Below are 25562 nucleotides of genomic sequence, written 5' to 3' on the forward strand. Positions count from 1 at the left end.
ACATTTGAAAAAATATGAAAAATTATCGAGTTACTCGTCACACGTTGTCATTATTTTCCACAACTCATATACTACTCTATGAAAGCGGTTTACGAAAGCAAAGGAGGTTCTCACATTGGCACTTATGGGATTGGATCTCGGGACGACCGGGGTAAAGAGCACGATCACAGACAACCAAGGCAACATTCTCTCTGCTGCCTACCGGGAATATGAGACGTCGGTTCCCAGGGAAGGTGAATACGAGCTGGATCCAAGTATCGTCTGGTCGGCAACCAAAGAGGTCATTCAGGAATCAAAGAAATTCGTTAAAGAGGATGTACTAGCCGTCAGTGTTTCATCGTTCGGCGAAGCATTTGTTGCGGTTGATGATCAAGGGCAGCCGCTGATGAACACGATGTTGCAGACAGATAGCCGCGGCAAGGATGAATTAAAGGACCTGCTGACGCGGATTTCGGCTGAGGACATCAGGAATAAAACCGGGTTGAATCCGGCGGTGACATTCGCGGTACCTAAGATCATGTGGATCAAAAAACACCGTCCGGAACTTTATGGAAAGATTCATCGTATCCTGCTTTACGGCGCTTATATCCTATACAAACTTGGTAATGTTGATGCAATTGATTACACCCTGGCTGATCGGTCGCTGGCATTTAACGTTTCGACCAATGACTGGGATCCGGACATCTTGGCAGCAGCCGGCATTGATCGCAAGCTTTTGCCGAAGTGTTACCGCCTAGGCACCGTGGTTGGGACGATCAAGCCGGAGTTGGCATCTGAGTTAGGTATTAACGCCGACATGAAACTTGTTACCGGCGCCCATGACCAAATTTGTGTGTCGATTGGTGCTGGCACCATCGATGTTGGCGATGCTACTGACGGGATGGGTTCGGTCGATAATATTTCACCGATTTTTACGGATACCAGTCACCTCAAGGAAAATGCCAAAAAGAATTATCCAACGGTGCCATATCTGGATAACAAATATACTACCATCGCTTACATGTATGATGGCGGCACATCGCTCAAATGGTATCGTGACACGTTTGGTTTTGAAGAAGTTCAGGCGGCCGAGTTATCAGGGGTCAGCGTCTACAACATCTTTGATAAATATGTACCGAAAAAGCCAACGAATCTGTTGGTTCTGCCACATTTTTCCGGTGCAGCGGTTCCTTACTTTGACGAAGATGCGCGCGGCATGATCCTCGGACTCTCCGGCGCAACGCGGAAACCTGATATTTACCGGGCGTTGATGGAAGGCGTGGCTTTTGAGATGCGCATGAATCTGGACAACATGGAAGCCGGCGGGATGCATGTCAATCATTTGCGGGCGACTGGCGGCGGATCACGGTCGGATACCTGGCTGCAAATCAAAGCGGATGTCTTTAACCGCGAAGTCGGCCGGGTTCATATGAAGGAATCAGGAACCATGGGCGTCATCATCATGGCTGGTGTTGCGGTTGGCCTGTTTGATTCTTTTGAAACCGCCATGAAGAAATTGGTTTCGATCGATAAGGTCTTCAAGCCGATTCCGGAGAATGTTGCCTTTTACAATCACCAGTATAAAAAGTATCAGCAACTGTATGCATTTGGTAAGAAGTTACGGAGCTTATAGGGGGAAATCATTATGGTTTTAGTTAACACAAAAGAAATGATTAAAAAGGCTAAGGAAGGTCATTATGCGGTTGGTTCATTTAACGTGACCGACATCGAAATGATTCGTGGGATTGTTGGCGCTGCCGAGAAAGAAAACTCACCGGTCATTATTCAGTTTGCGGAGTTGCATGATAAGTATGTGCCACTAGACGTGATTGCGCCGGTGATGCTGAATATTGCCCGCAAAGCAAGCGTTCCGGTTGCGGTTCATTTTGACCATGGTGAAACCTTTGACAACATCATGCGGGCGATTCGGCTTGGATTTACCTCGGTGATGGTCGATGCTTCGCAGGAGAATTTTGCCGATAATCTGGCGCAGACCAAAGAAATCGTGAAGATCTGCAAGCCACTGGATATCTCCGTTGAAGCCGAACTCGGGCCAATGAATCGTGAAGGCAGCGGCGATAAGAAAGTGGATTATGCGGATCTGGATAAGACTTACACCAACCCGCAAGAAGCTAAGCAGTTCATTGAAGAGTCCGGGATCGATATGCTGGCGGTTGCGTACGGGACGGTTCATGGTGTTTATACGCAAAAGCCACACCTGAGCTTCAGTCGTTTGAAGGAAATTTCCGATTTGGTTAACTTCCCATTAGTGGTTCACGGTGCTTCCGGGTTGACTGATGAAGAATATCGCAAGTCCGTTGAAAATGGCATTTGCAAGATCAATTACTATTCTGAAATGGTTCACCGCGTTGCTCTAGGTGTCCAGAAGAAGTTGGAACAGGATGATAGCGACAAACAGCTATTCATCTCAGATGCCAGCATCTGGGAAACCGAAATGGTTGAAAAAGAAATTCGCGGCCGTCTGCGCGTCTTCGGTTCAGCAGGGAAGGCTTAACTGATTCCAGAAGTGGACGGATAGCGATGTTGCTATCCGCCTACTTTCAGGAAAATAATGTGAGCGCTTTAGTTCAGCGTTCACACTCACCACAAGGAGGTTTTTTTCATGAAATTTCTGGTCGATATGCTTAGCCAGCCTTCCATCATTGCCGGAATAGTTGTTTGCGTAGGGCTGATTGCGCTGCGTAAGCCTTTTACCGAAGTAATTGGCGGCACGGTGCGGGCATTTATCGGGTTCGTCGTCATGTTGGCTGGCACCAACATCATCGTTGGCGCTTTGAATAACTTCGCTAAGCTGTTCACCAAGGCCTTTAACATGCACGGCATGATTCCAAGTAACGAAGCTGCTATCGGTGTGACCGTCGCAAAATATGGCACGGTTGCCACCTTTATCTTCGTCTTCGGACTTGTGTTGAATATTGTGCTGGCCCGCATCACCAAGTTCAAATATATTTTTCTATCAAGCGACCATGCTTTTTACATGGCATGTTGCTTGACACCGGTGATGCTTTTAGGCGGCTTGAATACGCTTGAAGCGATTGTCTTTGGTTCCATGACCCTCGGCGTCATCCTCTGCGTCTTCCCGGCGATTGCCCATCCAACGATGAAAATCATCACCGGCCGCGACGACATGAGTTTTGCCCATTTTGGCACACTGGAATACTGGATGTCTGCTAAAATCGGTTCACTGGTCAATAAAAATAAAAAGTCGAAGTCCATTGAAGACATTAATTTCCCGAAATCATTAGCTTTCTTACAAGATAGCAATGTTTCGGTGACCATCGTTATGACCATTCTGTTCTTTGTTGTGACCGCAGTTGCCGGTCCAGCTTATGTCGGTAAGCTGACCGACCTTAATCCATATGTTTGGGCACTGTTGCAAGCCGCCCAATTCACAGCCGGGATTATCGTGCTGGTCCAAGGGGTTAACATGTTGCTGGCAGAAATCACCCCCGCCTTCAAAGGATTCAGCGAAAAAATCGTGCCAAGTGCTGTACCGGGTTATCCGTTTGCGATTCTGTTTAAGGGAACTTCCAATGCATTACTGGCAGGCTTCTTGGTCAGCTTACTTGGTGGATTGCTTTCCATGGGTGTTCAGATTTTGATTGGCACCACCATTGTCATCCCAGGGATCGTCATGCACTTCTTCTGCGGCGGCATTGCAGCCATCTTTGGCAATGCCACTGGCGGTCGAAAAGGCGCTTTGATTGGTCCATTTCTCGGTGGCATCATCTTGAGCTTCCTGCCACTGATTGCCACCAGTCTTTACGGTGGTTTGGGCTACACCACAACATATTGGTCTGATAGTGATTTCAATACCATCGGCGTTATCTTGGGACTCATTGCCAAAGTCGGCAAGTGGCCGATTATGATCGCAGCACTAATCATCTTTGCCTTCCCATTTGTCTTCAGTGCTTTGCACAAGAAGAAGTTGGTTGATTAATTTACTGGGTCTGATGGGTGGAGTCAGACAAAAAAAGATGCAGGCGGCTGATTTGCTGCTTGCATCTTTTTTATACTCTTGGGGTTAGCAAGACTTCTGTGGCGTTTGCTAGCTAACAAGTTCATTCAGCATTAATCCCTTGATCCGAGTCAATCATGACGCCCTTTGTTTCGTCAAAAACGCAGATATTACCGTAATTGGCTTTGAAGCCCATGTGATTACCGCCATCAATAAAGTAACGCGGCGATTCGCCTGGATATTGGATAACCTTGACAGGACACTTTGGATAACCCCCGGTAAAAGTGGTTTCGGCGATCGGCGGCTTAACCTGATCCTCATATTCGCCATAAATCAGCGCGGTCGGCGTGTGACCCGTAATCATGGTTTTATTAAGCAGGTTATGCGCAAAAATCGGGTGTTTACGACTTTGGGTTTGCTTCATATCATAGATATAAGGTTCACGTACCCACATCCGGTTAAACGGCGTTGTTTCCTTTAACGGGTCTGCCAGCGAAAAGTCTAGGCCAGCGTGAATGAGCAAAAGCTTATCAAAAGCAATGGCGGTTGGCATCTCCGCGATAAATGAGATTAACGGTGCCATATGTGTGCGCACCGCTTCACGAAGACTCATTCCTTTGACAGTCGGCGCAAAATCCTTGACCATTTGGCGCAACGTTGCTTTACCGCCATTGATAAACCAAGGATTATCTTTATCAGCCAGGTAGTCTAAGAGCATCTGATCATGGTTGCCCCGCACTGCGATCGCCTGACTATCCTGAACCTGTTCATGAATCTGAGCCAAGACGCGGCCGCCATAAGGATAGCCATCTATGTAGTCACCAAGATAGACCGTCAGTACATGCGGGTACTTTTCCTGCATCAAACGGACTCGATCCATTGTCTTTAAGTTGCCATGAATATCCGAAACAACAATCATGGTCATCGCAATCGCCTCCTCAACGTCTTCCTGCGTGAGCGATTATGGTCTGATTAAAATAACCGTTACGTACAGTTTACTTTATTTTTTGCCGATTGTGCGATATTAATAAATGGTTAGGGGTGAAAAGATGGATAAACGGCTGATTGTCATGCATAACTTGAGCCAACATTATGGCAAACAGTACTGGTGGCAACAAAATTCGTTGGAAGATTGGCTGATGATGATTCTGATTCAACGAACGAGCTCCAAGAATGTCGCACAGGCTGTTCATAACTTGCGGCCATATATGAGTGTTGAGCGACTTTTGGCATTGTCGCAGGCCGAACTTGAAGAACTCGTCCGGCCAGCGGGCTTTTATCGGCAAAAGGCGCAACGCATTCATGATTTGTTAGTGTGGTTCGTGGCCCAAGGCGGCAGTTTTACCGAAATTGCCAAAAAACCGACCGATCAGCTGCGAAAAACCTTGCTGGCGTTAAACGGCATCGGTAATGAAACGGCTGACGTGATGCTAATGTACACGTTTGGCAAGAAGACATTTGTTGCGGACACTTATGCAATGCGGCTATTTAATCGGCTGGGGTTTGGCCCGTACACGAATTACGCTAAAATGCAGGCCGATTTCGCACCGTTGCTGGCGGATATCAATCTGGATGACGCGCGCGAATGGCATGCGCTGATCGACGAGCACGGGAAGACGCAAGTGCGGCATGCCTATGACGACCACTTTTTACTCCAACCGAATCTAACCGAAGATCAGTGGCCACCGGAAGCGACTCAGGTTGAACCGCCGCACGATGACCCTGGCAGTGGTAAGTGGCGTCATGCTGAATAATCGTCAAACGAGTGAATAGGAGGACGAAGGTCATGAATGCAAGTATTGCGGTACAGGTTTTGCCAATGTATCCGGATCAAAAGAAAGTGCTGGAGGTTGTTGACGCGGTGATTGCCTATATTCAATCAACCGGTGTCAATTACGAGGTCAGCGCGTTTGAAACGACCATGGAAGGCGATTACGATCAGCTAATGGCTATTTTGAAGCAGATCCCCGTGGTCACGGCTAAAGCTGGCGGCACGTCCCAAATGGTGTATGCCAAGATCAATTATTTTCCCGAGGATACCGGCTTAACGATTGCCGATAAGGTTGATAAATTCAAACATTAAGCATGTCATGCAGTCAGCACTCCTGCCTGACAAAAGCGCTAACGGATTTCAGCCAATTGCTGGGATCCGTTAGCGCATTTTCGTTAGCTACTGAATAATGTCGCGATTAGGATCACGCCAATTAATGATCAAGACGAGTACCATCATCACGACGACCATCATGAAAACACCATGCAGACCCGTGAGAATCGCGGCGGCTGCTTGCGGATTGTGAACTGAGGTGGTTGATTTGGCGCTGATTGCCGCATTGACGGTTTTGAAAGAAAGCCCATGCAGGTTCGCCCGAATCACCAAAGTCAGCACGGCTCCATATACGCCAGTCATCACCGTCTGTCCCAGCGAGCGCCCTAGCGTCAAAATACTGGTAGCCGACCCGACGTAACGATCTGGCACAAGATGTTGGCTAAGGACAGTGTTCATGCTGATGATAATCCCCATCACCGTTCCATTAACCATGGCAATCACGTAAAAAGCCCATACCGGAAAATTCGGCGAAGCAACCGTGAGCAGTAAATAGGCGCATGTCAGAATGAAGACGAGCATTAACGACAAGGTTCGCGGTACAAATCTTTTAATCAAGGGACCGACTAGAAAAGATGATGCCAGCCATAAAACGGAACTAGATGTCACCACCAGCCCGGCTGCAGTTGCGCCTAAATGGTACAACGATTGCAACCAAATCGGGAAGTAAACCTGATAACCGATTAAGACACCACTAAGCAATAATGCTGTCAAAATCTGTACGGTGAAGGTAAAGCTCTGAAACATTTGCGGTGCAATTAACGGATCGGTTGCCCGTTGTTCTTGCCGGAACAGAAGATACCCACCCACACATGCCAGGACTAACAAAAGTGCTGCTAGCCAGGGCTGTTGATCAAGTGCCTGAATACCTAACAGCAGGGCGATTAACGTAACCGCTAGCCAAGCAATGCCTAGCCAGTCAATCGTTAATGACACTTGCTTGCGGCTGGGTTCGCGGTACCCGACCTGAATGAGGAAGAAGACCAGCATACCTAATGGCACGTTCACGAAGAAAACCCAGTGCCATGACAACTGATCGACCAAAAAGCCCCCAATAAGCGGTCCAACCAAAGCAGACAGACCCCATGCTGTATTATTAAGCGCCATCACGTTCGCACGGTGAGCGAAATCATAGTAGTCGGCAATGATGGTAAACGTCAGCGGCATCACCGCCCCAGCGCCAATCCCCTGCAAAGCACGGGCTAAAATAAGCAATAAAATATGCGGTGCCAAGCCGCTCAGCAAGGTGCCGACTGTGAACAGCACAACGCCCCACTGGAAAATCCCCCGGCGGCCGATCGCATCTGCCAATTTTCCGTAAATCGGCGTGGTAATGGCTGTCGTCAGCAGGTAAGCGCTCATGATCCAGCTTTGATAAGCCAGCCCATGCAAGTCACTAATAATTGCAGGTAAAGCAGTTGTCACAATCGTCACTTCAACCGAAGTCATAAACGTTGCAATAAAAACCGCTGCCATCACCAGGCCGCGGCCTTGAGGTTTCGTTGTTGTCGCCATGTTTGCATCCCCTTAGTACTTACATTGTACCAATTGGGGTCAAGACTTTTAGTATTAGATAACGGAGGAAGGGGGATGTCGTGCACATTGCTTCAATTGAGCAACTACTATAAAAAGACCGCCCACCATTTTCTAGCGGACGGTCGTCTTAACTTTTTACAATGCAGGCCGTCGTGGATGACGTGGCATGTGACGATCCACCACAATCGCACCTGCCATTAAAATGATAATCACGGCGGCTGCCAGAACCTGATCAAATAGGATCAAACTAAGCGCACCAACCAACGCGAAGAACAGCAGCAGCCAATCAATTTGTGATAGTGACAAAACAATCGCCCCCTAGGCATTAGCCTTAAAAGTCTGTCCAATCATCCTTGTCACCGGCGTCTTTGTCGGGTGAGACGTAGACAACAAGCTCGTCACTGAAACGCTTCAAGCAGTAAGCTGCCACACCGACTGCCGCGATGGCCACAAAAGTTTTCAAAAAATGGTTTTTCATAGGCTTCCTCCTTCGCGTGCCTCCAGATCGTCAAACCTTGAATCCAACTTTATTTTACCATCACTTTGCCTTGAAACGCGTCATTATCGAGAAGCAGCTTGCCAGATTGGCGTTCATAAAAATTAACCAAATTAAGATTAAGGCAATTTAAGCGAATTTAAGTCAAAATAAGTGCTTTTTCGTCAATCTGTGTTATACTGAACTCATTAAAACCGAAAGTAGGTATGAGCATGGATACAAAAGTTAAGACTGTTGATTACTCATCCAAGGAATACTTCGACCGAATGACAGAATACTGGCAAGCTGCTAATTACGTGTCGGTTGGCCAGCTCTATTTGAAGGACAATCCGTTGCTGGAACGGCCACTCAAAAGTGAAGATGTGAAGCCGCATCCGATCGGTCACTGGGGCACGATTGCCGGTCAAAACTTCATTTACACCCATTTGAACCGGGTCATTAATAAGTACGACCTCAACATGTTCTACATTGAGGGTCCGGGTCATGGTGGTCAGGTCATGGTTTCCAATTCTTATCTGGACGGGTCATATTCGGAAATTTATCCGCGGATTTCACAGGATAAAGAAGGCATGAAGCGCCTGTTTACGCAATTCTCATGGCCAGGTGGCGTGGCGTCACACGCCAGTGCCCAGACGCCGGGTTCGATTCATGAAGGCGGGGAGTTAGGCTATGCGTTGAGTCACGCAACCGGTGCGGTTCTAGATAATCCTGATGTCATTGCGGCGGTTGTGACCGGCGATGGCGAAACGGAAACCGGCCCATTGGCAGCTTCATGGTTTAGCAATACCTTCATCAATCCGATTAGCGATGGCGCGATTTTGCCAATCGTTCATATGAACGGGTTCAAAATTTCTAACCCGACGATCCTCTCCCGGAAGTCGGATGAAGATCTGACCAAGTACTTTGAGGGCATGGGCTGGAAGCCATACTTTGTTGAAGGCGACGATCCAACCAAGCTGAATCCGGAAATGGCCAAGGTCATGGATGATGCGATTGAAACAATTAAGGCAATTCAAAAGCACGCCCGTGAAACCGGCGACACCACCATGCCACATTGGCCAGTGATTATTTTCCGCTCACCAAAAGGCTGGACCGGTCCTAAGAGTTGGAATGGCGAACCGATTGAAGGCTCCTTCCGTGCGCACCAGATTCCGATCCCGGTTGATGCCGAAGACATGGAGCATGCGGATTCTTTGGCAGGCTGGCTGAAGTCCTATCATCCGGACAAACTGTTTGACGAAAATGGCAAGTTGATTCCGGAATTGGCTGCCTTGCCGCCAAAGGGTGACCAACGGATGGCCGCCAACCCGATTACCAATGGCGGCATTGATCCAAAGCCATTGGTTCTGCCAGATTATCGCAAGTATGCGCTGGACAACAAAGAGCATGGCAAGCAGATCAAGCAGGACATGATTGTCTGGTCCGATTATCTGCGTGATTTGATTAAATTGAATCCGCATAACTTCCGCATTTTTGGCCCTGATGAAACCATGAGTAACCGGCTTTATAGCTTGTTTGAAGTGACCAACCGGCAATGGCTGGAACCAATCAAGGAACCGGCTGACCAATACCTGGCACCAGCTGGTCGGATCATTGATTCACAGCTGTCCGAACATCAGTCAGAAGGCTTCAATGAAGGCTACACGCTGACCGGCCGTCATGGCTTGTTCACCAGTTACGAAGCCTTCTTGCGGGTTGTCGATTCCATGCTCACCCAGCACTTCAAGTGGATTCGCAAGGCTCATGAAGAACCATGGCACAAGGCTTACCCGAGTCTGAATGTGGTCTCAACTTCGACCTCATTCCAGCAAGATCACAACGGTTACACCCATCAGGATCCAGGCATTTTGACCCACATGGCGGAAAAGAAGCCTGAATATATCCGCGAATATCTGCCAGCGGATGCGAATAGCTTGTTGGCGATCTCACCAAAACTGTTTGGCTCACAAAACACGGTCAATGTGCTGATTACTTCCAAGCAGCCACGGCCACAGTTCTACAGTATTGATGAAGCAACCGTTTTGGCCAATGCCGGGCTTAAACGCATCGATTGGGCTTCCAATGACGACGGCGTTGAACCGGATGTTGTGATGGCTGCAGCGGGTACCGAGCCGAACATGGAAAGCTTGGCAGCGATCAACTTGTTGCATGATGCCTTCCCGGATTTGAAGATTCGCTTCATTAATGTTTTGGATCTTCTGAAGTTGCGTAGTCCGGAAATCGATCCACGTGGTTTAAGTGATGCCGAATTCAACAGCTACTTCACCACCGACAAGCCGATTCTCTTTGCTTATCATGGCTTTGAAGGCTTGATTCGCGATATCTTCTTCACCCGCCAGAATCGCAATGTGCTGATTCATGGTTATCGTGAAGAAGGCGACATCACGACACCATTTGACATGCGGGTTCTGAACGAACTTGACCGCTTCCACTTGGCCAAGGATGTTATTCAGCATGTGCCGGCATATGCTGAAAAGGCTGCAGCCTTCATTCAGAAGATGGATGACACGTTGCAATACCACCATGACTTCATCCGTGCAAACGGGGAAGATATCCCTGAAGTGCAGGAATGGACTTGGAAGCCGATTAAGTAATCAGGTCTAAGCGTTGTTTGACATTAACAGATGAACATGACGAAAATCGATCTCCGCAACTGGAGGTCGATTTTTTTGGTTGGGATATACGTGAAAATTCCGCCATTTTGAAAACCAAGACGTTGGCGTTAATCCAACAAAAATGTGTAACCGCATACATTTCCGCTGCATCAGCATTTATGCGACTATGCCAGCTACGAATTGACGCGATAAGTGACAAAACCGTGAAACAAATGGCAAGAAGTTGTGTAATATCTGTAAAAAATCACTTTACTTTCCCTGAAATCTAATATACTCTTAATGCAATATCATTTTGAGGGTGAGTAAATGAAAGTTAAACGATTAGTTGCAGGAGCCATGATCTTTGCTTCAACCGTTCTTTTGGCTGCGTGTGGCAGCAAGAGCAGCAGCTCAGACACTTTTAATCGAATGGAGAAAGATGTCATCTCCACGATGGACAATGCCCATATTACGGACGTTGTCAGTGGGCAGGCGGCAGTCGATACCGGTGATGGTTTATACCGGTACAAGGGTAAGAAACTTCAGGCCGCGGTCGCAACCAAAGTGGTGAAGCCGACTAACAATGGTTTGACGTATACATTTAATTTACGTAAAACCAAGTGGAGTAACGGCGATCCCGTGACAGCCAAGGATTTCGTGTTTGCTTGGCGGCGCGCGACCGATCCTAAGACCAAGTCAGAATATGCTTATCTGTTCTCTGGCATTAAGAATGCTGACGACATCACGGCGGGCAAAAAGGCACCTTCAACACTGGGTGTCAAAGCTGAAGGCAATTACAAACTTGTCGTGACCCTGGATCATCCAATACCTTACTTTGGCACGATGATGGTCAATCCGGTCTTCTTCCCGCTGAACCAAAAGACAGTTGAAAAGTATGGCAAGAAGTTCGGGACGCAAAGTAAGTACCTTGTCTTTAATGGACCATTTAAGTTGACTAACTGGAATGGTACCGGTAACTCATGGGATGAAGTGAAGAACGATTCTTACTGGAACGCGAAGGAAGTTAAGTTAAAGAAGATCCACGTTCAGGTGGTCAAGGATTCTAACACAGCCGCGAATCTGTACTCAACCAAGAAACTTGACGATGCTGTTCTAACCGGTGAAATTGCCAAGCAGCATAAAAATGACAAGGATTATGTCGGTGACAAACAGGGCCGTACCACTTACCTTGATATGAACGAAGACAAGGTTCCTGATTTCAAGAACACGAAATTGCGTCAGGCAGTTTCCATGGCGATTAACCGGAAAGAGCTTGCTGATAAGGTTATCGGCGATGGCTCATTCGGTATCCCAACCATCACACCGGAAAACTCAGGCAGCAACCCTAAGACTGGCGAAGACTTTGCCAAGGATGCGGCCAAAGAATCCGAAACCGTTCAGAAGTATGACCTCAAACAGGCCAAGAAGCTATGGGCTGAAGGCTTGAAAGAAGTCGGTAAAACCGGCGAACAAGTTACGCTGACAACAGACGACACGGATGTTGCCAAGAAGACCGGCGAATATCTGCAATCAGCTTTGGAACAATTGCCAGGTATGAAGGTATCGATTTCTTCCGTACCATTTAAGACCCGGATCCAACGGTCATTGGATGGCAGCGCACAGTTCATCCTTTCCGGCTGGCAAGGTGACTTCCCGGATCCAATTTCCTTCCTGGATCTCTATTCAACAGGCAACACCTATAACTTCAGCCACTGGTCAAACAAGGAATACGATGATCTGCTCAAGGCTTCCAAGAACGCCGATGCCAACAATGAGACCAAGCGCTATGATGATCTCCTGAAGGCACAGGTTCTGCTCTCCAAGGAAGCACCAGTCGCAACCCTGTATCAAACCGTTCAAGGACATTTACGCAATCCGAAACTGAAAGGCGAAACCTTCAGTCCGGCCAACATGTATAACTTTGTTGGGGCGTATATGGCGAAGTAGTTTCAACATTTTTGATCAAAACGTTCCCGTTTGTGGTTAATAGCCGTGAACAGGAACGTTTTGTTTGTGTTTGTTGCGTTGATGGTCATAGAGGAGGGCGATGTTTTGGTTCAAGAAAAGGATGATCTTCGGTTTCAACTAAACCCCCATGCCAAGTTTGATGTCCGGGCTGCGGTTTTATTAATTCACGACGATCAGGTTTTGGTGACGCTTGAAGCGACGAGCGGTTTTGCGATTGTCCCCGGTGGTGCCGTGAAATTTGGCGAGACAGCTGCAGAGGCTGCTGGTCGCGAAGTTTATGAGGAGCTGCGGCTGAAAGATGTGCAGCCGTTTCTGGTGGGCGTACTTGAATCATTTTGGGAACAACCGGAGCAAACTTATCAGCAGTTAATACTGGTGCATCGACTTGAATTGTCGTCAGCGCAGGCTGAAGCCATCGTTTGGCAAGAAGGCTTGAAGGGTCAATGGCTGTCATTTTCAGAGGCGTCTCGGCGAATGCGGCCGCATGCTTTGGCTGAATTTATGCGGCCTAGTGAGATGTTTTTGCATCTTGTTGATCATCACAAAGGGTGACACAGTGTCACTTTTCTTATGGCACAAGCTTCACCGGCCAGCTTTACAAGCAGCATCAATTATAAAATGTCTAATTAGAGGTGCTTACTTTGCCTTTACCTGCTAACCTTGATACGCTAAAGGTAGGCTACAGGCCGGAAGGGAGTTGCATTTTTATGGATATGACGACTAGACCGACGTTGCAGCAGTTTTTAGCAGACACGAAGCAAGGCCCTTATGTATCACTGTATCTATCTTGGCCGGACAACACACCGGTTGAGGAATTACGGATTCGGTTCAAGAATATGATGAAACATGTCAAAGCGGTGATGGGCGAAACCTATCCGAAGACGGATTTCGCGCCATACGCTGCTGAGCTTGAACCGTATGAACAGGATCCGATGTTTTGGCAGACGTGCGAGACGAATGGTATAGGGGTGTTGACGAACGGCGCGCAAACGTATGTTACCCCAATGTATGAAACCGTTGATGATGTGGCGATGGTCACCGAGTTGCCACAGATTCTGCCGTTGATGCTGGATGAGGCGACCGCGACAGATTTCGATATTCTGGCGCTTAATGCCGACAGCATCAAGCTTTATCATAACCACGGCCATCAGGTGCGGCCGGTGTCCTTGCCAGATGATGCGCCCCAGACGTTGACAGGGACGCTGGGCACCGAAATTCGTGGCGGCGAGTTAAACAGTGTGCCTCAAGGTGGCGGCCATGTGACGTACCACGGCCACAATGACAAGTCCGCCGAAAAGGCCAGTGATCAACGCCGCTTTTATCAGGCAGTCGATCAATATTTGCTCGCGCATTATAGCAATCCGAACAAAATGCCGCTTGTCCTGATGGGCTTAGCCGAAAATGTGGCGGTTTTTCGGGAGATTTCCAAGAACCATCATTTGTTGCCAAAGCTTGCGGTGATGAAAAGTCCGGCAACGCTTGATTTTGTCGAATTGGATGATCTACTGGCCCCGATCCGCGAAACATTACGCGATCGGCGACGTCAGCGCTTTGCAGCGATCATCGAAAAAGCCCGCAGCAATGACAGCTACACTGAGGAGCTGACAACCATTGTCACGGCAGCATTGCGCGGACAACTTGCCATGCTGTTTGTTCAAGCGGGCGCTCGAATTCATGCCCGACTTGATGGTGAACGAATCGAGCGTGACTCAAAAGTTGCTCAGCATGCCAACTTGTTAAACACATTGGCCGATATCGTGTTAGGCCATGGCGGGCAGGTCGTGGTATTGCCAGAGGAACAACTGCCGGCTAAGGTCGGAGCAATAATGCGTTACGCTTGAGTTTGTTTCGGGAAAGACGCGGAACATTATCGTGATTTATTAAAAAGGCAAGTGAGTCCCCAAGTGCGGGAATTCACTTGCCTTTCGGTTGTTTGTGGATGGCTATTTAAAGTTGCCTTTCGAACTGGTGACAGTCGTTTTCGCCTATAGTCACGAACCCGCACCAGCAAAAATCGCCTTCACAATCTGCTCCGCGGTTTTCAAACTCACATCGTTGACGAGCGGGCGTGGGCTGGCGGTGGTGAGCCAATGGACGCCTTCCGTTGGGACACCCCAGAAGAAGAGGCCGGCTTGGGGCTGTTCATTGGCGTCGAGCAATTGCTGGGTCCGCCTGTCGATGGCGATCGCGCCTGACTGGAAACGTTTGTCGGCATTGAGTTGCAACTCATAAGGATGCGCATAGCCGTCATGCAGCAGTTGTTTAACGAGTGGATCTTGTGCGGTTGGAGCATTGACGGCTGGAACCCGTGCTTCGAGCAAGGCTTTGGCTTGCAAGGAGAATTTTGGATCACTTGGTGTTTTCAAAAGGAATTGACCGTCGATGCCTTTAATTTGCATGCCGGGCGGTAAGATTGTGACGATACCTGCGCCGATTAAGGCCTGCAGTTGATCAATGCGCAGAGCCGGTGGTCCGATCGACAGAAAATCGTTCAGTGAGTTGAACCAGCGCAAGAAGAAGTCGAGATACTGGTCCTGACTAAAGAGGCCGCGTTCGACAAATTGGCGAATGGGATCGCGCATGTCGCGTAAGACCTCCAGTGCACTGGTCAACGGGCCGGTTTTCGTGCCGCGCATCGCCTCGCGGGCATCTTGCCGGAGATAATGCCGCATGAAGTCTTGATAAGGCTGGCCACTGGGATGGGCTTTGGTCGGATCAGCGAGCACATCCCAATCGAGGCGATCTTTGGCGGCGATCGGTAAGGCGCCTAAAGTCGCAACCGGATCCGCGAGAAAATCACGTTCAAACGCGGTCTCGTCAATGTCAGGGTAGCGTTGCGGCAAAAGGAGACGATAGTAAATCAACTCAGCTTCATGCTTTAACCCTTCCCAGAAAGTCTGGCCGCTCACTTCACCGCGGGCCTGCCAGGCATTGATTTGCTCAGGCGTCAGAAATTGCGGCTGCCATTCTTCGCCTGGACCTTTTTGATTGTGGCCTTTAGCACGATATGGAAAACCGCGCCGCGAGCCAGCGAAGATGTGCGGCTCGCGACCACTTGGATGATAGGCGAGCAAGCCGTCTGCGGTTTTCTGAAACCGCCCGCCGCGGCCTTCTGTTAATCGACTCATTAAATCAAAAAAGCTCAAACCGAGACCCCGAACGATGACTGGAGCTTGTGGTTCGATGTTGCTGAGGTCGCCTTCTTCCGGAAAGCCCGGTTCCAGATAAAATAGTTTGTGCGTTTTGGCGTAGTCGTGTAAAGCCTTTTGATCACGCGTCAATGAGTTTTTTAAATTTCCCAGTGCCATGACAACTTGGTCGGTTTGCCAGCTTTCCTGGTTGGTTGTGATGGTGAATCCGGGATCTTTTTGATCTAAGCGGGTTACTGTTTGTTGTTTGTAGGTGATCGTATTTTGGCCGGCTTGGGTGCGTAGCAAGTCGAAGAACCACTGCTGATACACGCCGTAAAGCGCGCGGGACGCGTAGCTGTTGGGTCCAAGACTGGCAGCTTGGCGTAACAAAATTGCCCGATTATCCAATTCAGGGTGGGCATCCAGATAGCCAGCTGCGACTGTCAGTGCCCAAGTGCTTAGATCGGGTCCGGTGATAAATGGTCCAACGTCAGTGACGCTCTGATCCGTAAATAAGGTAATTTGCGAAGCAGCGGTGTTCATAATTAAATCAGGATCCTGATTGATTTTCCATACCCGGCCGCCAATTGGATAAGGGTCGACCAGTACGATATTAAGCCGGCGCTTGGGATAGCGGGTCGGTTGCCAACTAAGCAGCCGACTTAAAAGCAGTAAGCCACGCGGTCCGGCACCGATAAGTGTGATATGCATATTAGACTCCTTTTATGAATTGACCAATTAAGAAGCAACACAGCTATTATACTTGGAAGCGTCTCAAAGCCGTTAGCGACTTGCTTTAGGTTTCGGCCTTTTCGTGTCATAATGTTTGTATTGATAATCTAGAAGGGAAGGCAGATGCTGATGAAAGTTGTCGTTGTGGGCTGTACGCATGCAGGAACTGCGGCAGTGCGCGAACTTTTAACGAGACACCCGGAAACGGAAGTGGATGTTTTTGAACGTCGCGAAGACATCTCCTTTCTTTCTTGTGGCATTGCTTTGTACCTTGAAGGAACAGTTGGACGACTGGAAGATATGTTTTATGCCACTCCGGCTTCGCTTGAAGCACTTGGTCCCAAGGTGCACGTTCATTTAAAGCATGACGTTTTATCGATCGATGCAGTTGATCATCAGGTCGTGGCTGAGGATCTGGCGACCGGCCAGCAGCAACATTATCAGTATGACAAGCTCATTATGACCACGGGCAGTTACCCGGTGATCCCACCGATTTCCGGTGTCAGTATTCCGCGCGTCTTGATGTGCAAAAGTTATGATGATGCGCGCAAGATTAAAGAGAGCGCCAAAGATGCCGATAAAATTGCCATTGTTGGCGGTGGGTATATCGGCGTTGAATTGGCCGAGGCCTATAGCCGCAACCACAAACAGGTCATTTTGATAAATGGCGTGTCGCCGTTGTTGAGCCACTATGTTGACTTGCCACTCAGTAAGGAAATTGCTTCGGTGTTGACGAAACGCGGCGTTGAACTCAAGACCAACACGATTGCCAGACATTTTGACAGTGATGAAAAGCATGTCTTCATTCAGACGGATCAAGGAGAGATTCAGGCCGATTTGGCGGTGGTCTGCGTCGGTTTTCGTCCGATGACCGAATTGCTGGTCGGACAAGTTGAGATGAATCCGGATGGTGCGATTCATGTGAATGATTATATGCAAACCAGCAATCCGGATATTTATGCTGCTGGTGATGCTGTTGCCGTTCATTTTAACCCGACCGGTAAAGACGCTTATGCGCCGTTGGCAACGAATGCCGTTCGCCAAGGGAAAATGGCCGGTGCCAATATTTTTGGCCAGAATATCAAATATATGGGAACACAGGCGACCAGTGCGTTAAAATTGTATGATCATAGTCTGGCGGTTACCGGACTCACACTTGCCCACGCCAAGCGCAATCATCTGCCGGCAGTCAGTGTGACCATGACGGATGATTTTCGACCGCCATTCATGCCGCATACGGTCAAGATTACGATGGTGCTGGTTTACGATACTCGTGACCGCCGGATTCTAGGGGCGCAGTTTTATAGTCAATATGACATTGCCAATGCGGCGAATCTGATTTCGGTCATGATTCAAAATCGCAATACGATTGATCAGCTGGCCTATGTCGATATGTTGTTTAATCCGAATTATGATAAACCATGGCATTATCTCAATTTATTAGGCCAGTTAGCAGTGATGCAGGCAGATAACGCAAAGTTGTAGGGGGAAAATTATGAACGCGTGGAATCTTATCGGACTGTCAGCGTGGGTGATCTTAATTGCCTACTTCATCTTCATCGTCTGGCACATTCGCCGGCGACATATTAAAGCGATCGTCAAATCCGGTCGCCAAGTGCCGGCTTCGGTGGTGCTGGTTGATCTTGCGGAAGTAGCCGTGCTATTCCTGGCGACGGCCGGGTTGGTATGGGCAAGCTGGTTGCGGCCTATCGATTACCGCGACAGTCACGCCGTCACCATCAGCCATAGCGCGCAACCGCTGATCTTACAAACAGGCGACGAGCATTCCTTCTACGTTCGTGTCCACACTGGTAACGGTAAAAACCCGATCCTCTACTACACTTACTGGACGGAAGGCGCGAAGTATGAAAACAATAGTCATAACGCGGAAGTCAGCTCAGGCGCTCAACCCTTAACGCCGCGAGCTGCCGCTTATCCGTGGTCGAAAAAGTATCTAAAGCGACTTGATCAAACTGCAGATCAGGCCTATGTGGCGACGGTGACGGCACGCTACCAACCGGGCTTTCTGAACGGCTTGGGCATGCACGTGGGCCATATTGCTGATCGGTTCTCGATTCTGCGGGTTCCCAATGATACGTTTGTCGAGATTGATCCGGTCGAGGATTAAGGCGGACACATTACCATATCGTACTTAAAATCGTTTAGTGCACAGTGATGTATTAAGCGATTTTTTTGTCTCTTTATTGGCTGATTAAAAGTCGTCTAAAATGTGCAGTTTAAATAAAGGTTCGGCATTCAGCACATGGTATGATGAAACCATTCACAACCCGATTAAATGAAGGAGGCGAGGGGATGCATCGGCACAGCTGGTGGTTGGTACCTCTATTGTTATTGCTGGGACTCTGCGCTGGTACACTGCAACCGGTTCAGGCGAGTTCAGGTAAATGGTATCGCGATCAAGGGGCGATGATGGGGCCTGAGAGTCGCCGGGTTTTAAACCAGCTAAATGACCAAACGTTTGCCAAGGTTAAAGGGCATCCGCAAATAGCGGTCATAACAGTGGCATCGCTGGATGATGATGACATCGAAGATTATGCCAATGACCAGTTTGCGAAGGCCGGCGTTGGCAAAAAAGACTGGGAAAATGGGCTATTGTTGGTGCTGTCCCGCAATGATCACAAGTATTGGCTGGAAGTCGGATATGGTCTAGAAGACGTCGTACCAGATGGCAGCGCCGACGAGATTGTGACAGACAGCGTTAAAAACCAGCTCAAGGCCGAAAATTACGATCGCGCCATTGCGATGTTTTTGACGAATATCGGGAAGCGAGTCGTTGCTCATCAAAGTGCGATTACAACGCCAACTCAAATTAAGGCCAAACGCGCGCGTGCTGCGGCAATCAAGCAGGCACTGATGATTGCCGCACTGATTTTGGGCGGATTAATGGTTCTTTTCTTTTTGGTGCATGCTGCCATGAATGCGCGGTTGCATGACGCGATGAGCGACCCCGGGGCGATGGCAGCTTTGCCGATTTATGCCGCGGTGACAGCTGCTGGCATTAAGTTGCGGGTAGATTCAGCTTCCTTGCCGTTATTTCGCTTTGCTTGGGCGCATGACCAATTACGCGTGATCGGAATGGCTGGGCTAACGCGCCGACGGTTTGAATCCTGGGCGCAGGAGATTCGGTTCACGACGCCGCATCCATATTGGTACTACCACAATCTTCAAGGGGCACTCCGGGAATTGTCAGATCAAGAAATCGTCAACGCGCCCACGATAACGGCACTGGCTGATTTGCTGAATCCGGCCTTAACGGATCGGTTGGTAACAGGCAAGCCATACGAAACGGCATATGCAACATGGCTCAGCGGGCAAAAAAGCATCTCCAGTCAGGAAGCCGCCACAACATGGACGAAGTTTCTTGAAAACGTGAAAGCAACGGATCATTTTTCGGATAAAACTTTGGCAGCAACGTTTTCGGCCATACTTTTCCATATCCGTCATCCAGACAAGGATCAGCACTTAGATCAAGATGACTTACCGCTGTGGGTGATGTCTGATTTTGGCTCTGGATCCAGCAGTAGTGGCGGAAGTGGCGGATCCGACAGTTTCGGCAGCGGTTTTGGTGGCGGATCCAGTGGCGGCGGTGGTTTTGGCGGCAGCTGGTGACTGATGAATCGGTGAAGTGTGGCGACCCGCTTTTTGAAAATAGCTTGAAAATCACATATCACGTGGGCTAACATTAGAAAATACAAACAAAATGGTGTGTGGTTTTAACTGCCATTGGTTAACGCATGAAAACGGGGCTAGATAAATGGAGCAACTACTATTGTTAATGGGCACCGGTTTGCTTGGCGGCATTCTTGGTGCAGTGCTTGGTATTGGCGGTGGGATGATTATCACGCCGATTCTGACGATGTTAATGGGGTTACCGATTCAGTATGCGATCGGTGCCAGTATCGTCTCCGTCATTGCCACGAGTTCAGGTGCGACGATTGCGTATCTTAAAGATGAAATGCTGAACTTGCGCGTGGCGATGTTTTTGGAAATTGCCACGACGGTCGGCGCGGTTTTGGGCGCGATTGTTACCGGACTTGTGGACGGCAAAGTGCTGTACATTTTATTCGGCGCGTTATTGATTTTTTCAGCGTTCAATATGATTCGCAAAATGCGCATGAAAGAAGACGAAGCGCGCCAGACGACACCGGATGAGATTGCGACCAAGTTGCGCTTGAACGGGGCTTATTTTGACAAGGCCACCGGTAAAGAAGTCAATTATACGGTGACCAACGTGCCAGGCGGCTTTGCAATGATGTTTGGCGCCGGAATTGCCTCCGGTCTGTTAGGGATCGGCAGTGGCGCGTTTAAGGTGATCGCGATGGATACGATTATGCACATGCCGTTGAAGCCTTCCAGTGCGACTAGCAACCTCATGATGGGGGTCACCGCGGCGGCCAGTGCGACGGTTTATTATTTTGGCGGGCAACTGCAGCCGCAAATTGCTGCACCACTGGCCATCGGGATTCTCATTGGCGCGACGGTCGGTTCCCGCGTGATGCAGATTCTGCCGACCAAGGTTTTGCGCATGATCTTCATTCCGGTTATTGGCTATATGGGCATTCAAATGGCGCTTAAAGGATTTGGGGTGTCGATTTGATGGATAAGAAACTTAAAACCGAAATTGATGATGTCGAAATTATGATCGGCAAGGTCATGCAAGTTGGCGTCATTTTGTCGGCGGTGGTCATTGTTTTGGGGCTGATTTTGCTTATTGTGACCGGGTCGACCGGGTATCCGGCAGGCGTTCACCCGACGCGGGTTGGCGCTATTTTGGGCGGAACCTTCGCCTTAAAGCCTTACGCCGTGTTGATGACAGGCATTTTCTTGCTTATTTTGACCCCGGTTTTGCGGGTCGTGGTATCGATTTATGCGTTTGCTGTGGAGCATGACCACCTGTATGTATGGATTACGACTGCCGTGCTGATTATCTTAATCGGTGCGATGACGATTGGGTATTTGGGCAATCGTTAAGTAGGTTGCGATATAACGCGTTCACCATAACACGTTCGCCAGCCCAGAAACCTGCGTGTAAGGACCTCAGACGCAATGGCCAAGACCGTGCCATCACGCCTGAGGCCGCTTATACTCCGGTTTCTAACCGGGCTGGCTCACGCTCACATAAAAAAGAGGAATTCCCGATCACAGATAGTTTTCTGTGATTCGGAGTTCCTCTTTTTGCGTTACCAAACTGCCATGGCGCCGTCTGTTCGCGATTCGGACCCGCCAACATAAGTTTGGGTTTCAGGATTGCGCCAGATGACCTGCCCGCGGCCAAAAACGTTGGGTTCAGACTGAACGACAATATGATGTCCGGCGGCAACAAGTCGATTTACCGTCACAGCTGGTACTTCACGTTCGACTTGGACAGTTTGATCGTGCATCCATTGCCAGCGCGGGGCATCTAACGCGGCTTGCGGGTCAAGGCCAAAGTCGATAGTGTTCATTAAAACCTGCAGGTGCCCTTGTGGCTGCATGAAACCACCCATCACGCCAAAAGGTCCGATCGGGGTCCCGTTTTTGGTTAAAAAGCCCGGGATGATGGTGTTGATCGGGCGTTTACCACCTTCAAGGACATTGGGTGACGCGGGATCGAAGGAAAAGTTGTTACCACGGTTGTTCAAGGCGATGCCTGTGCCGGGAACCACGACACCTGAGCCGAAGCCCATGTAGTTGCTTTGAATCATGGACACCATATTACCATCCCGATCGGCAGTTGCCAGATAAACGGTCCCGCCACTTTGCGGGTCACCAGCTTCAGGCGGTCGGGCCGATTCACCAATCAGTGCGCTGCGACTAGCGAGATAGTCCGATGCAAGCAACTGATTCGGATTAAGCTGCATGGCTTGCGGGTCGCCAGCAAACTTAAAGAAGTCGGCAAAGGCTAACTTAATCGCTTCAATCTGGTGGTGGACGGTGTCAAATGAATCCCGGTTGGTAAAATGCCAACCCTGCAATAATCCTAATGCTTCTAACGCCACCACACCTTGACTGTTAGGGGGCAGTTCCAACACGTCATAGCCATGATAGTGGAGCTTTAGCGGCGTCACCCAAGCCGGCTGATACGCCGCTAAATCTTCGGCCGTTAAATAGCCACCATTCTGTGCCGCAGCCGCAACGATTTTTTTGGCCAGCGTTCCTTCATAGAAATCACGTGCCTGTGTTTGGCCAATGCGTGTCAGGGTATCGGCCTGTTCCGCAGATTGCCAAACTTCCCCGGTTCGCGGCGCATGACCATTTGGACAAAAGGTTTTGAACCATTCGTCGAAAATCGCCGGATTAGTTGCCTCTTTTTGTGCTTGCCGATAATTTTGCGCGGCACGTTCCCAGAAATAAGCGATGGTTTGTGACACAGGATAGCCATCGCATGCATAAGTGATGGCTGGCGCTAAGTCCTCAGCCAGGGAAAGCTGGCCAAACCGTTCAACCATCGCTGCCCAAGCTGCGGGTGCACCGGGAACATCAATAGAGGTCCAGCCAAATTTAGGCATTTCAGTTAAACCAGCAGCTTGAAGATCTGCAACTTTGAGACTTTGCGGCGCCGGTCCGCTGCCATTGATCCCATATTGCTGGCCATTGATACTGATAATCGCAAACGCATCACTGCCAATGCCATTGGTGGTGGGCTCGACAACGGTCAGACAGGCAGCGGTCGCTATGGCTGCATCAACCGCATTGCCGCCTTGTTGCAGAACTCGCAAACCGGCTTGAGCAGCTAACGGCTGGCTAGTACCCACTATGCCGTACTTAGCATAGACTGACTTGCGCGAACGCGGGTAAGGATTGTTAGGGTTCGTGAAAAAGGACATCGAATCGCCTCGTTTGTGTCGAATATGTAATGTGAAATATAGGTCACAGAATATCACAATCTAAATCTAATGTTAAATGCTTGTTGTACCAGTGATGAAGGTGTGTCAAGTCACGGGTCACTTTTTAACATTTTTTGTTTTGGTTATTGACATTAAGACAATCTAATTCTAACATTCAATTTTAATAAAGCTATTATTATTTTTATACGAGGAGGCAAGCGCATGGGTCACTTCATTTTGAAACGGATGCTGCAACTTGTACTGTTATTAATCGGTGTATCGTTCATTGTTTTCTTCAGCATGCACCTAGCGCCCGGCGATCCGGCGCGAATCATGGCCGGACCGGCGGCAACTAAAAGCGATATCGCTGCGTTACATAGGAGTTTGGGGTTAGACAAGCCGATTGTGGTGCAATATCTTGACTGGATTGGCAAAGTCTTGCACGGCAATCTCGGCACGTCATATCAAACATCCCAGCCGGTAACCCAAGCTATTCTTAGTCGCCTCCCAACAACGATTAAATTAGCAACAGCCAGCATGGTGCTGGCATTGATAATCGGCATTCCACTGGGGATTGTTGCCGCCATTAAACACAATACATGGATTGATTTTACAAGCACGACATTATCGCTGCTCGGTGTGTCCATTCCTAATTTTTGGTTAGGAACAATGCTGATTTTGATTTTCGCCGTGATGTTGCACGCGTTGCCGATTGGCGGCATGTCGATGCATTGGTATACGGTCGCTGGTCTAAAAGAATTAATATTACCAGCGATTGCGCTGAGTGCAGGCTCGGCTGCCTTAATCGCACGCACGACACGAGCTACCATGCTTGAAGTGCTGCAGCAAGATTATGTGCGGACAGCAAAAGCAGCAGGTTTGCGGCCTTGGAAAATCATCTTAACCCACGAATTTCGTAACGCCTTGATTCCGATTATTACCGTTATCGGTATCAACTTTGGCACATTATTAGGTGGAACGATTGTGACTGAACAAGTCTTTACCATCAACGGTGTCGGTCGATTGATGATCAATGCCATCTCAGCTCGCGATTTCCCGGTCGTACAAGGGACCGTATTGTTCATTGCTACAATATTCGTTCTGGTCAATCTAGTCGTCGATATTATCTACGCCAAGGTTGATCCGAGAATTAACTATTGAACTAGAACATAGGGCGACGCGTTCAGAAGCTGGGGAGTCAATGCTTTAGGCCATTTTAACAGCGACCTTATTGCAAACTTCCGGCTTTAAATGCAACGAACTAGCAAACAGGCAAGGGAGGTAGAACATGGAACGAAATATCTCAGCTGCATCAAGTGAATCAGTCGCTACAACAAGTGAAAGTAAAGCCCATGCGACTAGAGAATCCGAGACACGGTTTTTGCGCGTTAAAAGATTACTGCACAACAAACTTGCTGTATTCGGGCTAATTGTCATTACGTTAATGATTTTAGTAGCAATCTTTGCTCCTGTGCTGGCGCCAGACAGTCCTTACAAACAAGATCTGATTACCGGAAAGAATCTTGGTATCGGGGCGCCGGGTCATTTGCTAGGGACAGATAACTATGGGCGCGATCTTTTATCCCGCGTGATTTATGGAGCACGTATTTCCTTGGGAGTTGGTTTTTCGGCTGTAGCGATTGGTCTCAGTATTGGTGTTGTGCTTGGTTTGATCGCCGGTTATTTTCAGTGGCTGGATGGTCTCATTATGCGGTGCATGGATGTTCTTTTCGCATTCCCCGGAATTTTGTTGGCATTATTGATCATCGCCATTTTAGGGACTGGTATTGGGAACATCGTTATCGCTATCAGCATCTGGGCCATCCCCACTTTTGCTCGTATTGTCCGTGGCAGTGTCCTAGCTGTTAAAAACGAAGAATATATCACCGCACTAAAATCGGAAGGTGCCCGCGCGCCACGCATTATCTTTAAACATATTCTGCCTAATTGCATGGCACCAATCATTGTGAATGCAACGATGCGCCTAGGCTCAGCGATTCTATCAACAGCAGCACTCAGTTTCATTGGTTTGGGAGCTCAGCCACCGTCACCTGAATGGGGTGCCATGATTGCTGAGGGCCAGTCGATTATGTGGGATGCGCCGCAAGTGGCAGTGGTTCCCGGGATTGCGATTATGCTAGTGATCTTTTCGTTTAATGTTTTTGGTGACGGCTTGAGAGATGCCTTAGATCCAAACGCTAAAATTCGCTAAGTCG

Annotated in this window: 22 protein-coding genes; 16 read left to right on the top strand and 6 right to left on the bottom strand. The window is 48.9% G+C overall.

The features are described 5' to 3' along the window. Positions 1-115: 115 nt before the first annotated feature. The 3 genes from LACSTY_RS00795 to ulaA all read left to right on the top strand — a co-directional run bounded on the left by LACSTY_RS00795 (position 116) and on the right by ulaA (position 3940). A complete protein-coding gene (locus LACSTY_RS00795; RefSeq protein WP_087911337.1) occupies positions 116-1612 on the top strand; it encodes an FGGY-family carbohydrate kinase in 1497 nt (498 codons plus the stop codon). 12 nt (positions 1613-1624) lie between these two features. After that, positions 1625-2494 carry a class II fructose-bisphosphate aldolase gene (locus tag LACSTY_RS00800; RefSeq protein WP_087911338.1) on the top strand — a complete coding sequence of 290 codons (870 nt, stop codon included), beginning with the start codon at positions 1625-1627 and terminating at the stop codon, positions 2492-2494. A gap of 108 nt (positions 2495-2602) precedes the next feature. Then, on the top strand, positions 2603-3940 hold the full coding sequence (gene ulaA / locus LACSTY_RS00805; RefSeq protein WP_087911339.1) for a PTS ascorbate transporter subunit IIC: 1338 nt from the start codon (positions 2603-2605) through the stop codon (positions 3938-3940). A 121-nt stretch (positions 3941-4061) separates the two neighbouring features. Here the strand turns inward: ulaA and LACSTY_RS00810 are convergent, their stop codons facing one another. Then, positions 4062-4883, bottom strand: a complete 822-nt coding sequence (locus LACSTY_RS00810; protein ID WP_087911340.1) for a metallophosphoesterase family protein — start codon at positions 4881-4883, stop codon at positions 4062-4064. Between the two features lie 124 nt (positions 4884-5007). On the opposite strand from LACSTY_RS00810, the gene LACSTY_RS00815 reads away from it, so the two are divergent. Then, entirely contained in the window at positions 5008-5712 is a 705-nt protein-coding gene (locus tag LACSTY_RS00815; protein WP_025013586.1) for an endonuclease III domain-containing protein, read from the top strand. A 32-nt stretch (positions 5713-5744) separates the two neighbouring features. After that, positions 5745-6041 carry a thiamine-binding protein gene (locus tag LACSTY_RS00820; protein ID WP_010489927.1) on the top strand — a complete coding sequence of 99 codons (297 nt, stop codon included), beginning with the start codon at positions 5745-5747 and terminating at the stop codon, positions 6039-6041. An 87-nt stretch (positions 6042-6128) separates the two neighbouring features. On the opposite strand, the gene LACSTY_RS00825 is transcribed toward LACSTY_RS00820, so the two are convergent. The 3 genes from LACSTY_RS00825 to LACSTY_RS00835 all read right to left on the bottom strand — a co-directional run bounded on the left by LACSTY_RS00825 (position 6129) and on the right by LACSTY_RS00835 (position 8076). Beyond that, positions 6129-7577, bottom strand: coding sequence for an MFS transporter (locus LACSTY_RS00825; protein WP_087911341.1), 1449 nt, complete (start codon positions 7575-7577; stop codon positions 6129-6131). A gap of 156 nt (positions 7578-7733) precedes the next feature. Next, complete coding sequence (locus LACSTY_RS00830; protein WP_164976626.1) at positions 7734-7904, bottom strand: hypothetical protein; 171 nt, start codon at positions 7902-7904, stop codon at positions 7734-7736. 25 nt (positions 7905-7929) lie between these two features. Continuing rightward, a complete protein-coding gene (locus tag LACSTY_RS00835; RefSeq protein ID WP_087911342.1) occupies positions 7930-8076 on the bottom strand; it encodes a hypothetical protein in 147 nt (48 codons plus the stop codon). 230 nt (positions 8077-8306) lie between these two features. On the opposite strand from LACSTY_RS00835, the gene LACSTY_RS00840 reads away from it, so the two are divergent. From LACSTY_RS00840 to LACSTY_RS00855, 4 genes are all read left to right on the top strand, one after another. Further along, positions 8307-10688: a phosphoketolase family protein gene (locus LACSTY_RS00840; RefSeq protein ID WP_049169053.1), complete on the top strand. Its 2382-nt coding sequence runs from the start codon at positions 8307-8309 to the stop codon at positions 10686-10688. 327 nt (positions 10689-11015) lie between these two features. Continuing rightward, positions 11016-12635 (top strand): peptide ABC transporter substrate-binding protein, encoded by a 1620-nt coding sequence (locus tag LACSTY_RS00845; protein WP_087911343.1) that lies wholly within the window; start codon positions 11016-11018, stop codon positions 12633-12635. Between the two features lie 81 nt (positions 12636-12716). Next, the gene (locus tag LACSTY_RS00850) at positions 12717-13208 is read left to right on the top strand and encodes an NUDIX domain-containing protein (protein WP_191981864.1); all 492 of its coding nucleotides are present in this window, start codon (positions 12717-12719) and stop codon (positions 13206-13208) included. Between the two features lie 155 nt (positions 13209-13363). After that, a complete protein-coding gene (locus LACSTY_RS00855; protein WP_087911345.1) occupies positions 13364-14497 on the top strand; it encodes a baeRF6 domain-containing protein in 1134 nt (377 codons plus the stop codon). A 150-nt stretch (positions 14498-14647) separates the two neighbouring features. Here the strand turns inward: LACSTY_RS00855 and LACSTY_RS00860 are convergent, their stop codons facing one another. Next, entirely contained in the window at positions 14648-16498 is a 1851-nt protein-coding gene (locus LACSTY_RS00860) for an FAD/NAD(P)-binding protein (RefSeq protein WP_087911346.1), read from the bottom strand. A gap of 144 nt (positions 16499-16642) precedes the next feature. Here LACSTY_RS00860 and LACSTY_RS00865 point away from each other — a divergent pair, with 144 nt between their 5' ends. From LACSTY_RS00865 to LACSTY_RS00885, 5 genes are all read left to right on the top strand, one after another. Further along, a complete protein-coding gene (locus LACSTY_RS00865) occupies positions 16643-18004 on the top strand; it encodes an FAD-dependent oxidoreductase (protein ID WP_162494848.1) in 1362 nt (453 codons plus the stop codon). 10 nt (positions 18005-18014) lie between these two features. After that, a complete protein-coding gene (locus tag LACSTY_RS00870; RefSeq protein ID WP_049169060.1) occupies positions 18015-18647 on the top strand; it encodes an LVIS_2131 family protein in 633 nt (210 codons plus the stop codon). Between the two features lie 185 nt (positions 18648-18832). Further along, complete coding sequence (locus tag LACSTY_RS00875) at positions 18833-20149, top strand: TPM domain-containing protein (protein ID WP_087911347.1); 1317 nt, start codon at positions 18833-18835, stop codon at positions 20147-20149. A 145-nt stretch (positions 20150-20294) separates the two neighbouring features. Then, a complete protein-coding gene (locus tag LACSTY_RS00880) occupies positions 20295-21137 on the top strand; it encodes a sulfite exporter TauE/SafE family protein (protein WP_087911348.1) in 843 nt (280 codons plus the stop codon). Next, positions 21137-21511 (top strand): DUF1634 domain-containing protein, encoded by a 375-nt coding sequence (locus LACSTY_RS00885; RefSeq protein WP_087911349.1) that lies wholly within the window; start codon positions 21137-21139, stop codon positions 21509-21511. The genes LACSTY_RS00880 and LACSTY_RS00885 overlap by 1 nt, the downstream gene beginning before the upstream one ends. 209 nt (positions 21512-21720) lie before the next feature. On the opposite strand, the gene LACSTY_RS00890 is transcribed toward LACSTY_RS00885, so the two are convergent. Beyond that, positions 21721-23346, bottom strand: a complete 1626-nt coding sequence (locus LACSTY_RS00890; protein ID WP_087911351.1) for a gamma-glutamyltransferase family protein — start codon at positions 23344-23346, stop codon at positions 21721-21723. Positions 23347-23568: 222 nt separating this feature from the next. Between LACSTY_RS00890 and nikB the strand changes: the two genes are divergently transcribed. Both nikB and LACSTY_RS00900 read left to right on the top strand, forming a co-directional pair. Further along, entirely contained in the window at positions 23569-24507 is a 939-nt protein-coding gene (gene nikB, locus LACSTY_RS00895) for a nickel ABC transporter permease (RefSeq protein ID WP_087911352.1), read from the top strand. A gap of 127 nt (positions 24508-24634) precedes the next feature. Then, positions 24635-25558: an ABC transporter permease gene (locus LACSTY_RS00900; protein ID WP_087911353.1), complete on the top strand. Its 924-nt coding sequence runs from the start codon at positions 24635-24637 to the stop codon at positions 25556-25558. Positions 25559-25562: the final 4 nt, after the last annotated feature.

It is taken from the genome of Lacticaseibacillus styriensis (assembly GCF_030770295.1).
In the GTDB taxonomy this organism is placed as follows: Bacteria; Bacillota; Bacilli; order Lactobacillales; family Lactobacillaceae; genus Lacticaseibacillus; species Lacticaseibacillus casei.

Coding starts and splice junctions, on each gene's coding strand:
- LACSTY_RS00800 (WP_087911338.1), top strand. CDS start 1,625: ATGGTTTTAGTTAACACAAAAGAAATGATTAAAAAGGCTAAGGAAGGT.
- ulaA (WP_087911339.1), top strand. CDS start 2,603: ATGAAATTTCTGGTCGATATGCTTAGCCAGCCTTCCATCATTGCCGGA.
- LACSTY_RS00810 (WP_087911340.1), bottom strand. CDS start 4,883: ATGACCATGATTGTTGTTTCGGATATTCATGGCAACTTAAAGACAATG.
- LACSTY_RS00815 (WP_025013586.1), top strand. CDS start 5,008: ATGGATAAACGGCTGATTGTCATGCATAACTTGAGCCAACATTATGGC.
- LACSTY_RS00820 (WP_010489927.1), top strand. CDS start 5,745: ATGAATGCAAGTATTGCGGTACAGGTTTTGCCAATGTATCCGGATCAA.
- LACSTY_RS00825 (WP_087911341.1), bottom strand. CDS start 7,577: ATGGCGACAACAACGAAACCTCAAGGCCGCGGCCTGGTGATGGCAGCG.
- LACSTY_RS00835 (WP_087911342.1), bottom strand. CDS start 8,076: ATGAAAAACCATTTTTTGAAAACTTTTGTGGCCATCGCGGCAGTCGGT.
- LACSTY_RS00840 (WP_049169053.1), top strand. CDS start 8,307: ATGGATACAAAAGTTAAGACTGTTGATTACTCATCCAAGGAATACTTC.
- LACSTY_RS00845 (WP_087911343.1), top strand. CDS start 11,016: ATGAAAGTTAAACGATTAGTTGCAGGAGCCATGATCTTTGCTTCAACC.
- LACSTY_RS00850 (WP_191981864.1), top strand. CDS start 12,717: ATGGTCATAGAGGAGGGCGATGTTTTGGTTCAAGAAAAGGATGATCTT.
- LACSTY_RS00855 (WP_087911345.1), top strand. CDS start 13,364: ATGGATATGACGACTAGACCGACGTTGCAGCAGTTTTTAGCAGACACG.
- LACSTY_RS00860 (WP_087911346.1), bottom strand. CDS start 16,498: ATGCATATCACACTTATCGGTGCCGGACCGCGTGGCTTACTGCTTTTA.
- LACSTY_RS00865 (WP_162494848.1), top strand. CDS start 16,643: ATGCTGATGAAAGTTGTCGTTGTGGGCTGTACGCATGCAGGAACTGCG.
- LACSTY_RS00870 (WP_049169060.1), top strand. CDS start 18,015: ATGAACGCGTGGAATCTTATCGGACTGTCAGCGTGGGTGATCTTAATT.
- LACSTY_RS00875 (WP_087911347.1), top strand. CDS start 18,833: ATGCATCGGCACAGCTGGTGGTTGGTACCTCTATTGTTATTGCTGGGA.
- LACSTY_RS00880 (WP_087911348.1), top strand. CDS start 20,295: ATGGAGCAACTACTATTGTTAATGGGCACCGGTTTGCTTGGCGGCATT.
- LACSTY_RS00885 (WP_087911349.1), top strand. CDS start 21,137: ATGGATAAGAAACTTAAAACCGAAATTGATGATGTCGAAATTATGATC.
- LACSTY_RS00890 (WP_087911351.1), bottom strand. CDS start 23,346: ATGTCCTTTTTCACGAACCCTAACAATCCTTACCCGCGTTCGCGCAAG.
- nikB (WP_087911352.1), top strand. CDS start 23,569: ATGGGTCACTTCATTTTGAAACGGATGCTGCAACTTGTACTGTTATTA.
- LACSTY_RS00900 (WP_087911353.1), top strand. CDS start 24,635: ATGGAACGAAATATCTCAGCTGCATCAAGTGAATCAGTCGCTACAACA.